This is a genomic window from Pseudomonas alliivorans (assembly GCF_017826695.1).
GTDB classification, from domain to species: Bacteria; Pseudomonadota; Gammaproteobacteria; order Pseudomonadales; family Pseudomonadaceae; genus Aquipseudomonas; species Aquipseudomonas alliivorans.
The window spans coordinates 14,272-27,063 of sequence record NZ_JAFFZW010000015.1 but is presented as its reverse complement, the minus strand read 5'-3'; the positions used below and the strand labels follow the sequence as shown (position 1 = coordinate 27,063).

12 protein-coding genes are annotated in these 12,792 nt (G+C 59.6%); 8 read left to right on the top strand and 4 right to left on the bottom strand.

All coding sequences use genetic code 11. The features are described from left to right. Nucleotides 1-3 precede the first annotated feature (3 nt). From JTJ32_RS25200 to JTJ32_RS25175, 6 genes are all read left to right on the top strand, one after another. A complete protein-coding gene (locus JTJ32_RS25200) occupies nucleotides 4-1,101 on the top strand; it encodes an amino acid ABC transporter permease (protein ID WP_099226853.1) in 1,098 nt (365 codons plus the stop codon). Nucleotides 1,102-1,111: 10 nt separating this feature from the next. Next, nucleotides 1,112-1,876, top strand: a complete 765-nt coding sequence (locus tag JTJ32_RS25195; protein ID WP_004886196.1) for an amino acid ABC transporter ATP-binding protein — start codon at nucleotides 1,112-1,114, stop codon at nucleotides 1,874-1,876. Nucleotides 1,877-2,042: 166 nt separating this feature from the next. Then, on the top strand, nucleotides 2,043-3,275 hold the full coding sequence (locus JTJ32_RS25190; protein WP_210043658.1) for a CynX/NimT family MFS transporter: 1,233 nt from the start codon (nucleotides 2,043-2,045) through the stop codon (nucleotides 3,273-3,275). An 84-nt stretch (nucleotides 3,276-3,359) separates the two neighbouring features. Next, entirely contained in the window at nucleotides 3,360-3,851 is a 492-nt protein-coding gene (locus tag JTJ32_RS25185) for a nuclear transport factor 2 family protein (protein ID WP_184318638.1), read from the top strand. After that, nucleotides 3,844-4,197, top strand: coding sequence for a GIY-YIG nuclease family protein (locus tag JTJ32_RS25180; protein ID WP_099226850.1), 354 nt, complete (start codon nucleotides 3,844-3,846; stop codon nucleotides 4,195-4,197). The genes JTJ32_RS25185 and JTJ32_RS25180 overlap by 8 nt, the downstream gene beginning before the upstream one ends. Before the next feature lie 64 nt (nucleotides 4,198-4,261). After that, entirely contained in the window at nucleotides 4,262-5,194 is a 933-nt protein-coding gene (locus JTJ32_RS25175; protein ID WP_210043657.1) for a glutathione S-transferase family protein, read from the top strand. A 93-nt stretch (nucleotides 5,195-5,287) separates the two neighbouring features. Here the strand turns inward: JTJ32_RS25175 and JTJ32_RS25170 are convergent, their stop codons facing one another. Both JTJ32_RS25170 and yejK read right to left on the bottom strand, forming a co-directional pair. After that, nucleotides 5,288-5,638, bottom strand: a complete 351-nt coding sequence (locus tag JTJ32_RS25170) for a glutaredoxin family protein (protein WP_184318644.1) — start codon at nucleotides 5,636-5,638, stop codon at nucleotides 5,288-5,290. A 5-nt stretch (nucleotides 5,639-5,643) separates the two neighbouring features. After that, a complete protein-coding gene (gene yejK / locus JTJ32_RS25165) occupies nucleotides 5,644-6,645 on the bottom strand; it encodes a nucleoid-associated protein YejK (RefSeq protein ID WP_210043656.1) in 1,002 nt (333 codons plus the stop codon). A 394-nt stretch (nucleotides 6,646-7,039) separates the two neighbouring features. Here yejK and JTJ32_RS25160 point away from each other — a divergent pair, with 394 nt between their 5' ends. Next, entirely contained in the window at nucleotides 7,040-7,321 is a 282-nt protein-coding gene (locus tag JTJ32_RS25160; protein WP_099226846.1) for an HU family DNA-binding protein, read from the top strand. Between the two features lie 219 nt (nucleotides 7,322-7,540). On the opposite strand, the gene rlmF is transcribed toward JTJ32_RS25160, so the two are convergent. Beyond that, nucleotides 7,541-8,551 (bottom strand): 23S rRNA (adenine(1618)-N(6))-methyltransferase RlmF, encoded by a 1,011-nt coding sequence (gene rlmF, locus JTJ32_RS25155; protein WP_210043686.1) that lies wholly within the window; start codon nucleotides 8,549-8,551, stop codon nucleotides 7,541-7,543. Nucleotides 8,552-8,658: 107 nt separating this feature from the next. Continuing rightward, nucleotides 8,659-11,505: a valine--tRNA ligase gene (locus JTJ32_RS25150; protein ID WP_210043655.1), complete on the bottom strand. Its 2,847-nt coding sequence runs from the start codon at nucleotides 11,503-11,505 to the stop codon at nucleotides 8,659-8,661. Nucleotides 11,506-11,686: 181 nt separating this feature from the next. Between JTJ32_RS25150 and JTJ32_RS25145 the strand changes: the two genes are divergently transcribed. Then, on the top strand, nucleotides 11,687-12,766 hold the full coding sequence (locus tag JTJ32_RS25145; protein WP_210043654.1) for an RHS repeat-associated core domain-containing protein: 1,080 nt from the start codon (nucleotides 11,687-11,689) through the stop codon (nucleotides 12,764-12,766). Nucleotides 12,767-12,792: the final 26 nt, after the last annotated feature.

The following is a 12,792-nucleotide window of genomic DNA, read 5'->3' as shown; positions in this document are numbered from 1 at the left end:
CGCATGACAACCCATACTTTCAAACCTGATATGCCACCGCCGGGCAAAGTGTTCGGCCCGATGGCGTGGATGCGGCAGAACCTGTTCTCCAGCTGGATCAACACGATTCTCACGCTGCTGTCGCTGTACCTGATCTACCTGATTGTCCCGCCGATGATCAGTTGGGCACTGCTGGATGCGAACTGGATCGGCACCACCAAGGAAGATTGCACCAAGGCTGGCGCCTGCTGGGTTTTCGTTCAGCAGCGCTTCGGCCAGTTCATGTATGGATACTTCCCCACCGAATTGCGCTGGAGGGTCGATCTGACCGCCATCCTCGCCATTGTGGGGGCTGCACCGCTGTTCATTTCGAAATTCCCGCGCAAGGCCATTTACGGTATCGCATACCTGGTGATCTACCCGGTCGTTGCCTTCTACCTGCTGCACGGTGGCGCGTTCGGTCTGAGCACCGTGCCGACCAGCCAGTGGGGCGGCCTGATGCTGACGCTGGTCATCGCCACGGTCGGTATCGCCGGTGCGTTGCCGCTGGGTATTCTGCTGGCGCTGGGACGTCGCTCCAACATGCCGGCCGTGCGCGTGGTATGCGTGACGTTCATCGAGTTCTGGCGCGGCGTGCCGCTGATCACGGTGCTGTTCATGTCGTCGGTCATGCTGCCGCTGTTCATGCCTGAAGGCATGAACTTCGACAAGCTGCTGCGGGCGCTGATCGGCGTCATCCTGTTCCAGTCGGCCTACGTCGCCGAAGTGGTACGCGGTGGCATGCAGGCGATTCCAAAGGGTCAGTACGAGGCCGCCGCTGCAATGGGCCTGGGCTACTGGCGCAGCATGGGTCTGGTGATCCTGCCGCAGGCATTGAAGATGGTCATTCCCGGCATCGTGAATACCTTCATTGCCCTGTTCAAGGACACGAGCCTTGTGATCATCATCGGCCTGTTCGACCTGCTCAACAGCGTCAAGCAAGCCACCGCCGACCCGTCATGGCTGGGTATGGCCACCGAAGGCTACGTCTTCGCGGCCCTGGTGTTCTGGATCTTCTGTTTCGGTATGTCCCGCTATTCCATGCACTTGGAACGTAAGCTGGACACAGGCCACAAGCGTTAGGAGTTTTGACATGAGTGAAGTTATCACCAAGCCTCTGGGCGCTGAAGGCATGATCCGCATGGAGGGCGTCCACAAGTGGTACGGCCAGTTCCACGTGCTCAAGGACATCAACCTGAATGTGCGTCAGGGCGAGCGTATCGTATTGTGCGGCCCGTCGGGCTCGGGCAAGTCGACCACCATTCGCTGCCTGAACCGTCTGGAAGAGCACCAGCAGGGCCGGATCATCGTCGATGGCACCGAGCTGACCTCGGACCTGAAGCAGATCGAAACCATCCGCCGTGAAGTCGGCATGGTGTTTCAGCACTTCAACCTGTTCCCGCACCTGACCATCCTGCAGAACTGCACGCTGGCTCCGATGTGGGTTCGCAAGATGCCTAAGAAGAAAGCCGAAGAAATCGCCATGCATTACCTGGAGCGCGTACGCATTCCAGAGCAGGCGCATAAATTTCCCGGCCAACTCTCCGGCGGTCAGCAGCAGCGCGTGGCAATTGCCCGTGCGCTGTGCATGAAGCCCAAGATCATGCTGTTCGACGAGCCGACCTCGGCACTCGATCCGGAAATGGTCAAGGAAGTACTCGACACCATGGTCGGCCTGGCTGAAGAAGGCATGACCATGCTGTGCGTGACCCACGAAATGGGCTTTGCCCGTACCGTGGCGAACCGGGTGATCTTCATGGACAAGGGTGAAATCGTCGAACAGGCTGCGCCGAACGACTTCTTCGACAACCCGCAAAGCGACCGTACCAAGCTGTTCCTCAGCCAGATCATTCACTGAGTCGACAGTCGCAACACGGAAAACCGGGCCTTGTGCCCGGTTTTTTCATTTCTGGCGCATGGCTGCGTTTGTATGCAATCTCGCCTGAACCTTGTATTCCAGATCGTTCTCCAACAGGATACTTGCCCCCTGTAACGGGTCGACATACCTGATTGCCGAGAAATTGATGACTGCCAAGGCTCAACCCAGCCCCGACTCTGCCACTGCCCCGACTCATTCGATCCTCAAGCGCCCCTGGCTGTTGCTGCTGGGTCTGGTGCTGGTGGCTCTTAACCTGCGCCCCGCGTTGTCCAGCATCGCGCCCTTGCTCAATAACGTTTCCGACAGCCTGGGCATGTCGGCTGCCGAAGCAGGCCTGCTGACCACCTTGCCGGTGCTGTGCCTGGGCCTGTTCGCGCCGCTGGCACCGATTCTTGCGCGGCGTTTCGGCAGCGAGCGGGTCGTTCTGGTGATTCTGCTGATGCTCGCATCAGGTCTGGCTGTGCGCAGTCTTTTCGGTGAGTTCGGGCTGTTCACGGGCAGCCTGATGGCGGGCGCAAGCATCGGCATCATCGGCGTGCTGCTGCCGGGCATCGTCAAGCGCGACTTCCCGAAACAGGCGGGTGCCATGACGGGCGTCTACACCATGGCGCTATGTCTGGGTGCGGCGATTGCGGCAGGTTCGACTGTGCCCCTCAGCCATTATTTCGGCGACAGCTGGCAGATCGGTCTGGGGTTCTGGCTGATTCCGGCGGTGATCGCCGCGCTGTTCTGGTTGCCCCAGGCCGGCGAAAAACATGGCACGCATCGCGACGTCTACCGGGTCAAAGGCTTGCTGCGTGATCGGCTGGCCTGGCAAGTGACGCTGTACATGGGCCTGCAATCTTCGCTGTCCTACATCGTGTTCGGCTGGCTGCCGTCGATCCTGATCGGTCGCGGCATGACGCCCACCCAGGCCGGCCTGCTGCTGTCGGGCTCGATCATCGTGCAGGTCATCAGCGCGTTGAGTGCGCCCTGGCTGGCGACACGGGGCAAGGATCAGCGGCTGGCGATCATGCTGGTCATGTCCCTGACCCTCACCGGACTGTTCGGCTGCCTTTACGCGCCGCTGGAGGGGCTGTGGGGTTGGGCGATTCTGCTGGGGCTGGGGCAGGGCGGTACGTTCAGTCTGGCACTGGCGCTGATCGTGCTGCGCTCGCGCGATTCACATGTGGCCTCCAATCTGTCGAGCATGGCGCAAGGTTTTGGTTACACCATCGCTTCGATGGGGCCGTTTGCGGTCGGTGTCGTGCATGACGTGACCGGCAACTGGAATGCGATTGGCTGGATCTTCGCCGTGCTGGGCGTGGGCGCCATGATCGCGGGTATGGGCGCGGGTCGCTCGCTGTATGTGCAGGTCAACAGTGAGAAGGTCCAATAACCTTATTTGTTTGCTAAATGTTGGTAGCTCCCGACGCGTTTGCCGCTTATCGTGCACGCATCTTTTGCCAAGGGATCTGCACGCATGAGTTATGAAGAAGACAGTCAGGCCAACAGCGCTCTGATCACCCGCTTTTATGAGGCGTTCGCGCAGTTGGACGCCGAAGCCATGAGCGCCTGCTACACCGACGATGTGCTGTTCAGCGATCCGGTGTTTGGCGAGTTGCGCGGTCGTCAGGCAGGTGACATGTGGCGCATGCTGACCTCACGGGCCAAGGACTTCTCGGTGGTGTTCGATCAGGTGCGTGCCGATGATCGCTCCGGTAGCGCTCACTGGGTGGCGACTTACCTGTTCAGCCAGACCGGACGCACGGTGGTCAACGAAATTCAGGCGCGCTTCGTGCTTCGCGACGGCCTGATCTGCGAGCATCACGACCATTTCGACCTGTGGCGCTGGTCGCGTCAGGCACTGGGTGCCAAAGGCCTGCTGCTGGGCTGGACGCCGATGGTGCAGAACGCGATTCGCGGCCAGGCGCAAAAAGGTTTGAAAACCTTTACCGAGAGCCGCCGTGCCTGAGTCATGTGCAGTCGCCCCTGATTCGGCAAACGAGCCGGTGATCCACAAGCCATGGTTTGTCTATCTGGTGCGCGCTGCCAATGGATCGTTGTACTGCGGCATCAGTGATGACCCGGTCCGACGTTTTGCCGCCCACCAGAGCGGCAAGGGGGCTCGCTTTTTCTGTTCAAGCCCGGCCGTGGCGCTGGTGTATGTCGAACGGCACGTCAGCAAGGGCGAGGCGTTGCGCCATGAACGGCTGATCAAGAAGCTGCGCAAAACGGCCAAAGAAGTACTGGCGGCCAGCTACACAGGTGTGCCGATTCCGGTGTCGATCCATGAGCGTGATGTTGTGCCATCCACCTGAGGCGGTAGGCTGGCAGGGAGGTGCGGGGTAAGCTGTTTGCTTTCCACGCGCCCAGAGGCTGAACATGTCCGAGTTGATTCTCCACCATTACCCCACCTCGTTGTTTGCCGAAAAAGCCCGTCTGATGCTGGGTTTCAAAGGGCTTTCCTGGCGCTCGGTGACCATTCCCTCGATCATGCCCAAACCTGATCTGACGGCGCTGACTGGCGGTTATCGCAGGACGCCGGTGTTGCAGATCGGTGCGGATATCTATTGCGACACCGCCTTGATGGCGCGCCGTCTGGAACAGGAAAAGGTTTCGCCGACGTTCTACCCGGAAGGGCAGGAATTCGCCGTTGCCGGCCTTGCGGCCTGGGGCGATTCGGTGCTGTTCATGCACGCGGTCAGTCTGGTGTTTCAGCCCGAGTCGCTGGCCGTGCGCTTTGCCAAGGTCCCGCCCGAGGCTGCCAAGGCGTTCGTTGCAGATCGTTCATCACTGTTCACCGGAGGCAGTGCAGTGCGCCTGAGCGCCGAGCAGGCCAAGCATCAGTGGCCTGCGTTCATGGCACGCCTGGAGTTGCAGCTGTCGCGCAATGGCGACTTCCTGTTCGGTGAGCCCTCGATTGCCGATTTCAGCGTGGCGCACACCTTATGGTTCCTCAAACAGACCCCTGTGACGGCGCCGTTTGTGGATAACTATCCCGAGGTCAGTGCCTGGCTGGCTCGTGTGCTGGGCTTTGGCCACGGCGCGCACAGCGACCTGAGTTCGGCCGAGGCCATCGAGACAGCCCGAAATGCCACGCCGGCAGCGCTGCCCGACGAGGCGTTCGTTGACCCCAATGGCTTCAAGTCAGGCGATCAGGTGGCCATTTCGGCGACCGATTACGGTGTTGATGCCGTGGAAGGTGAGCTGGTGTTTGCAGGAAGCGAAGAGCTGATCCTGCGCCGCGAGGACGATCGAGCGGGTGTAGTGCATGTGCACTTCCCGCGGCTGGGGTTCAGGATCGAAAAGCGGTAAGCGTCAACTGATCGTAGCCATCGCTCCGCGTGGGGAGCGTGACGCTCCGCGTCACGTTCGAGCGCGGACGCGGAGCGTTGGCACGATCAGAATCTATTCCAGCGCCGCCAATATCTCATCCGGTGCAAAGCCGCGAATGAGGGTGCCGTTGACATCGATCAACGGGATGCCGCGTCCACCCAGTGCCTCATACGCCTTGCGGCCTTCCTCGGATTTCTCGATGTCGTATTCCCGATAGGGAATACCTTTGCTGTCGAGGAAGCGGCGGGTCTGTTTGCAGTAACCGCACCATTCGGTCGCGTACATCACCACCTTCGCCTGGCGGTAGCTTTGCGCAACGCTGGCAGGCGGCGGATTGACGAAGTTCTCAATCGCGCCCAGGTTCTGATAGATCACCACCACCAGCATGATCAGAGCGACCTTTCTGAGCGTGCGCATCAGCATTTCGGTTACCGCCGCTTCAACTGATCGGTCAGCTGGGTCGGCAGGCCTTTGATGATCAGCGTGCCCGCCGTTTCGTCGTACTCGATCTTGTCGCCCAGCAGATGCGCTTCGAAACTGATCGACAGGCCCTCGGCACGACCGGTGAAACGGCGGAACTGGTTGAGCGTGCGCTTATCCGCCGGGATCTCTGGCGACAGGCCGTAGTCCTTGTTGCGAATGTGGTCGTAGAACGCTCGCGGACGCTCCTCATCGATCAACTCGGACAATTCCTCCAGGCCCATCGGCTCGCCCATCTTGCTCTGGCTGCTGGCGTAGTCGACAAGGGTCTTGGTCTTCTCGCGAGCCGAATCCTCGGGCAGGTCTTCGCTTTCGACGAAATCGCTGAAAGCCTTGAGCAGGGTGCGGGTTTCGCCCGGCCCGTCGACGCCTTCCTGACAGCCGATGAAATCGCGGAAATACTCCGAAACCTTCTTGCCGTTCTTGCCCTTGATGAAGGAGATGTACTGCTTGGACTGTTTGTTGTTCTGCCACTCCGAGATGTTGATCCGCGCCGCGAGGTGCAGCTGACCCAGATCCAGATGACGCGACGGGGTCACGTCCAGCTCGTCATTCACGGCCACGCCTTCACTGTGGTGCAGCAGGGCGATGGCCATGTAGTCGGTCATGCCTTGCTGATAGTGAGCGAACAGAACATGACCGCCAACCGACAGGTTGGACTCTTCCATCAGCTTCTGCAGATGCTCGACGGCCACGCGGGAAAACGCGGTGAAGTCCTTGCCGCCCTCCAGGTATTCCTTCAGCCAGTCGCTGAAGGGATGCGCCCCGGATTCGGCGTGGAACAGTCCCCAGGCCTTGCCCTGCTTGGCGTTGTAGTTCTCGTTGAGGTCGGCCAGCATGTTCTCGATGGCCTGGGACTCAGCGAGTTCGGAGTCGCGTGCATGGAGAACAGCGGGCGTACCGTCGGGTTTCTTGTCGATCAGGTGGACGATGCAATGACGGATCGGCATGGGCTTCTCGGCTGGAAAAAGATGAAGAGCGTGCAGCTCGGTGCAAGGGCATCAGTGTAACGCAGGCTTGCGTGCAATGGCCTTGAAGGGGTTGGTTTTCGCTGTACTGGCCCTGTAGCTGGTTAATTACTGCACAATTACTGTTAAAAGCTGACCAAAAGGATAGGTAGAGGCGGATATTTACCCGGCTCTGTGCTAGTTTTGCGCGGTCTTGTGCAGCTTAGCGCGCCAAGCATGCAGTTTGAGTACGCGTAGGCCGAACCAATATCCGGTTTCAGTATCTACATTTCGCGATTAATCGTGGCTGCTAGCGGGTGGCCAGGTTTATTGCCTGGCTACTGGCCGACGTTGCGCTCTGCAATCCAAATGAATTTGATAGGGAAGGAACACCACCATGGCTCTTACTAAAGACCAATTGATCGCCGATATCGCTGAAGCTATCGACGCGCCAAAAACCACCGCGCGTAATGCTCTTGAGCAATTGGGCCAAATTGTTGCCGACCAATTGGAAAACGGCGCAGAAATCACCCTGCCAGGCATCGGCAAGCTGAAAGTAAGCGAGCGTCCAGCTCGCACTGGCCGTAACCCTTCGACTGGCGCAGCCATCGAAATCGCTGCCAAGAAAGTCGTCAAGTTCGTACCAGCCAAAGTGCTGACCGACGCAATCAACAAGTAAGCCCACGCTTGCTGTTGAAAAAGCCGTGCACCGGATAACCGGGCACGGCTTTTTTGTTGGCGTATGGGGTGGATGTTTGATCGCTCCCGCTCCTGCGCAGGCGCATCACGAGCTGCATGCCCACGCGCAGCGAAGGGCACGATCAGTGTCCGGGCAGACTGGCGCTGCGTCCGCTCTTGACGTCACACGTACTTCAAACCGCAGGCAACGTCTTCTTCATCACGAATCAGTCGTCTGCCGCCACGCGCTCTGCTGCGCCTTGTCCAGAAAGGTCCAGGCCACAAAGCGGCTCTGTTTCTGTCCCTGACCCATTTCCACCACTCTGACCTCCAGCGCCCCGGCTTTTTTGAGAGCGCTTTGAATCGGTGGCAGGTTGGAGGCTTTGGACACCAGAGTACTGAACCAAAGCACCTGAGTCGGCATCAGTGTGCTCTCCTGAATCAGCTGGGTGACGAAGCCGATCTCGCCGCCTTCGCACCACAGCTCCTGAGATTGCCCGCCAAAGTTGAGCACCGGCAGTTTGCGTTTCGGATCGGCCTTGCCAAGGGCGCGCCACTTGCGCTGGCTGCCACGCTGCGCCTCATCCAGCGAAGCGTGGAATGGCGGGTTGCAGAGGCTCACGTCGAAGCGTTCGGCGCTGTCCAGCAACCCTGACAGGATGTGCTTGCGATCAGCCTGCAGGCGCACTCTGATGGCCTTGTGCAGGTTGTTGGCTTTGACGAGGGTGGTCGCCGCCGCAATCGCTGTGCTGTCGATGTCCGAACCCACGAAATGCCAACCGTAGTCACTGTGCCCCAGCAGCGGGTAGATGCAGTTGGCACCGGTCCCGATGTCCAGTGCCTTCACGGACGCGCCCCGCGGGATTTCGCCACCATTGCCCTCGGCCAGCAGGTCGGCCAGAAAATGCAGATAGTCGGCACGACCCGGAATGGGCGGGCACAGGTAATCCGCCGGGATATCCCAATGGGCGATGCCGTAGAACGCCTTGAGCAGTGCACGGTTGAACACCCGCACGGCCTGTGGGTTGGCGAAATCGATGCTTTCCTTGCCATAGGGGTTGAGGATCACGAACTTCGCCAGCTCCGGGCTGGACTTGATCAGTTTGGGAAAATCGTAGTGGCCCTGATGCCGGTTGCGCGGGTGCAGCGTGGCTTTTTCGCGGGGTGGCGCAGGCTTGACGTTGCGCTGGGGCTTTTTGCGGGGAGGTTTGGGTTTGTCAGGCGTGGTCATGGAAGGCGTTGCTCTGAGGATGCGAATGCTGAGCCCGGCAGGAGCGCGCAAGCGCGCTCCTGCAGATTTCAGCTCAACCAGCCCCTTGTGAGGCTGGTGGCTTGCGTTTACAGACTGGCGATACGCGCGTGTTGCTCGGCCAGCTTGCCCAGAGCCTGTTCGGCTTCGGTCAGCTTGGCGCGTTCCTTGGCGATGACTTCAGGCGGCGCCTTGTCGACGAACGCGGCGTTGGACAGCTTGCCGCCCACGCGTTGCACTTCGCCCTGCAGGCGCTGGATTTCCTTGTCCAGACGCGCAAGCTCTGCGCCCTTGTCGATCAGTCCGGCCATCGGCACCAGCACTTCCATGTCGCCGACCAGAGCGGTCGCAGACAATGGCGCTTCGGCACCGTCGGTCAGCACGGTCATGGACTCCAGCTTGGCCAGTTTCCTGAGCAGGTAATCGTTTTCGCTCAGGCGACGCTGGTCTTCGGCGGTGACGTTCTTGAGGAACAACTGCAGGGGCTTGCCCGGACCGATGTTCATCTCGCCGCGAATGTTACGTACCGCCAGCATCAACCCCTTGAGCCATTCGATGTCGTCTTCGGCAGCCTGATCGATGCGTGCCTCATTGGCCACCGGCCACGCCTGCAGCATGATGGTCTTGCCTTCGACGCCTGCCAGCGGCGCAAGGCGCTGCCAGATTTCTTCTGTGATGAATGGCATGAACGGATGCGCCAGACGCAGCGCGACTTCCAGCACGCGCACCAGCGTGCGACGAGTGCCACGCTGACGCTCGACCGGTGCGGTCTCGTCCCACAGCACTGGCTTGGACAGTTCCAGGTACCAGTCGCAGTACTGGTTCCAGATGAACTCGTACAGCGCTTGTGCAGCGAGGTCGAAGCGGAACTGGTCGAGTTGGCGGGTCACTTCGGCTTCGGTGCGTTGCAACTGCGAAATGATCCAGCGATCCGCCAGGGACAATTCGACGGCTTCGCCGTTCTGGCCGCAGTCTTCGCCCTTGTCGAGCACGTAGCGGGCGGCGTTCCAGATCTTGTTGCAGAAGTTGCGATAGCCTTCGACGCGACCCATGTCGAACTTGATGTCGCGACCGGTGGATGCCAGTGAGCAGAACGTGAAGCGCAAGGCGTCGGTGCCGTAGCTGGCGATGCCTTCGGCGAATTCCTGACGGGTCTGCTTCTCGATCTTTTTGGCCAGTTGCGGCTGCATCAGACCGCTGGTGCGTTTCTGCACCAGAGTTTCCAGATCGATACCGTCGACGATGTCCAGCGGGTCCAGTACGTTGCCTTTGGACTTGGACATCTTCTGGCCTTGGCCGTCGCGCACCAGACCGTGTACATACACCGTCTTGAACGGCACTTGCGGCGTGCCGTCTTCGTTCTTCACCAGGTGCATGGTGAGCATGATCATCCGGGCGACCCAGAAGAAGATGATGTCGAAACCGGTGACCAGCACGTCGGTGGAGTGGAAGGTTTTCAGCGCTTCGGTCTTTTCCGGCCAGCCGAGGGTGGAGAACGTCCACAGGCCCGAGCTGAACCAGGTGTCGAGAACGTCGTTGTCCTGCTGCAGCGCAACGTCCGGCCCCAGATTGTGCTTGGCACGCACTTCGGCTTCGTCGCGACCGACATAGACCTTGCCCGACTCGTCGTACCAGGCCGGAATGCGATGGCCCCACCAGAGCTGTCGGCTGATGCACCAGTCCTGAATGTCGCGCATCCACGAGAAGTACATGTTTTCGTATTGCTTGGGAACGAAGGCAATGCGGCCGTCTTCAACGGCAGCGATGGCCGGTTCGGCCAGTGGCTTGGTGGAGACGTACCACTGGTCGGTCAGCCAGGGCTCGATGATGGTGCCGGAGCGGTCACCTTTCGGGACTTTCAGGGCGTGATCGTCGACGCTGACCAACAGGCCAGCGGCATCGAAGGCGGCTACGATGCGTTTGCGGGCTTCGAAGCGATCCAGGCCTGCATACTCGGCAGGCAGGGTGCCGTCGACGGTGTCGTTCAGCGTGCCATCGAGGTTGAACACCTGAGCGGCAGGCAGCACAGCGGCGTTCTTGTCGAAGATGTTCAGCAGCGGCAGGTTGTGGCGCTTGCCGACTTCGTAGTCATTGAAATCGTGGGCCGGGGTGATTTTCACGCAGCCGGTGCCGAATTCCGGGTCGCAATAATCGTCGGCAATGATCGGGATGCGACGACCTACCAGAGGCAGCTCCACGAATTTGCCGATCAGCGCCTTGTAGCGCTCGTCCTGCGGATTGACCGCGACCGCAGCGTCACCGAGCATGGTTTCCGGGCGCGTGGTGGCGACGATCAGGTAATCCAGACCTTCAGCGGTTTTCGCGTCATCGGCCAGTGGATAACGCAGGTTCCACAGACTGCCTTTCTCGTCGTGGTTTTCCACTTCAAGGTCGGAAATGGCCGTGTGCAGCTTGGTGTCCCAGTTGACCAGACGCTTGCCACGATAGATCAGGCCGTCTTCGTGCAGACGCACGAAAGCTTCTTTTACGGCGTCGGACAGGCCGTCGTCCATGGTGAAGCGCTCGCGGCTCCAGTCGACGGACGAGCCCAGACGACGGATCTGACGGCTGATGTTGCCCCCGGACTCGGCTTTCCATTCCCAGATTTTGTCCAGAAACTTCTCGCGACCCAGCTCGTGACGGTTCACACCCTGCGCTTCAAGGCGGCGCTCTACCAGCATTTGCGTGGCGATGCCCGCGTGGTCGGTGCCTGGCTGCCACAGCGTGTTGCGACCCTGCATGCGACGGAAACGGATCAGGGCATCCATGATCGCGTTGTTGAAACCGTGGCCCATGTGCAGACTGCCGGTGACATTCGGCGGCGGAATCATGATGGTGTACGAGTCACCCGCGCCTTGAGGGGCGAAATAATTCTCTGACTCCCAGGTCTGGTACCAGGAAGTTTCGATGGCGTGCGGCTGGTAAGTCTTGTCCATGCGCGGCGGGAACCTGTGGCATTGATTCGGAAACCGGCAAGTATAGCCCTGTGGGCAAGCGACAAGCCATAAGCGCCGGGCCACAAGTTGACTGCCTACCTCGCAGATCTGCCAGTGTGCGGTGAATGGGCGAGGGCGGATAATTCGGTTTTCAAACCCGGATCACAGGGTGGATGCCGCGGTGAACGATACATCTGGAGCCAGAGCCCTACTGCGTCGGTATCGCTACGACGCGCTGGATCGTCTGGCTGGCGTCAAGAACGGGGCAGAGCATTCGACATCACGCTTCTACCAACTGAACCATTTGAGTGTCGAGGTCCAGGGTTCGAGGCGTCGTCGGGTGTTTCAGTGTGAGGATCGTCTGCTGGCCGAGCACGACACAGAGGGTTCTTCCGCCCGGATGGACTTGCTGGCGACCGACCTGCAGCGCAGCGTGTTGCACAGTGTGGGGTCGCAGGCGCGGCAGTCGCCAGCTTACAGCCCCTATGGTCACCACTCGCAGGCCGTCACGTTCCTGGGTTTTAACGGGGAACCCCCGGATACCGTGACCGGGCATTATTTGCTGGGTAATGGTTACCGTGCGTTCAACCCGGTGCTGATGCGTTTCAACCAGCCCGATAACCTGAGTCCGTTTGGGCGGGGCGGTTTGAATGCATATGCCTATTGTCTGGGGGATCCGGTTAATAGGGAGGATCCGAGTGGGCATAGCCCTTTGCTCTCTTCTCTATCTCGTTTCCCAGACGAAATACTGGAACATATCTTCAAGAAACTGCCTGGAAAAGACTTGGCCAATATGAGTGTGACGTCTCGCAGAATGGACCGGATCGCATCAGGGCTTTCAAACGCCCCGAAAATTGATATCGAAGACCCCCAAGTCCTGTTGAAAATTCAAAGTGATCTGAAGGGGGAGACGGGCTTTTCGCCCGCCGAGCTTAAGCGCGACGACTTCTATAAAAGGCGCTTTGAGCTTGCCGTAATCAATCAAGACGAAACAATAATGACGGAATTTCAACGTCTTGACGCGCAAAGACAATCGTTCATTCAGCACGTCATGGGAAGGAGCGCAAGTCCCCAGGAATTCAATTCGTGGATCGCACGCAGTCGGGCCGCAAACGCGGGGGCTCCCGATGTGCTGGAAGACATTGACGCGGTATACGGCCGCTACAACGAATTGTTGTCAGCCCAGTCAGGCACGGTCTACCAGCGTTCTAAATTGACTGCATTGGCACGAGAAATCCGCTCCGACCTTAATTCACGTTAGGAGAGCCTAAACACACGCCAAGTGGT

Coding starts and splice junctions, on each gene's coding strand:
- JTJ32_RS25200 (WP_099226853.1), top strand. CDS start 4: ATGACAACCCATACTTTCAAACCTGATATGCCACCGCCGGGCAAAGTG.
- JTJ32_RS25195 (WP_004886196.1), top strand. CDS start 1,112: ATGAGTGAAGTTATCACCAAGCCTCTGGGCGCTGAAGGCATGATCCGC.
- JTJ32_RS25190 (WP_210043658.1), top strand. CDS start 2,043: ATGACTGCCAAGGCTCAACCCAGCCCCGACTCTGCCACTGCCCCGACT.
- JTJ32_RS25185 (WP_184318638.1), top strand. CDS start 3,360: ATGAGTTATGAAGAAGACAGTCAGGCCAACAGCGCTCTGATCACCCGC.
- JTJ32_RS25175 (WP_210043657.1), top strand. CDS start 4,262: ATGTCCGAGTTGATTCTCCACCATTACCCCACCTCGTTGTTTGCCGAA.
- JTJ32_RS25170 (WP_184318644.1), bottom strand. CDS start 5,638: ATGCTGATGCGCACGCTCAGAAAGGTCGCTCTGATCATGCTGGTGGTG.
- yejK (WP_210043656.1), bottom strand. CDS start 6,645: ATGCCGATCCGTCATTGCATCGTCCACCTGATCGACAAGAAACCCGAC.
- JTJ32_RS25160 (WP_099226846.1), top strand. CDS start 7,040: ATGGCTCTTACTAAAGACCAATTGATCGCCGATATCGCTGAAGCTATC.
- rlmF (WP_210043686.1), bottom strand. CDS start 8,551: ATGACCACGCCTGACAAACCCAAACCTCCCCGCAAAAAGCCCCAGCGC.
- JTJ32_RS25150 (WP_210043655.1), bottom strand. CDS start 11,505: ATGGACAAGACTTACCAGCCGCACGCCATCGAAACTTCCTGGTACCAG.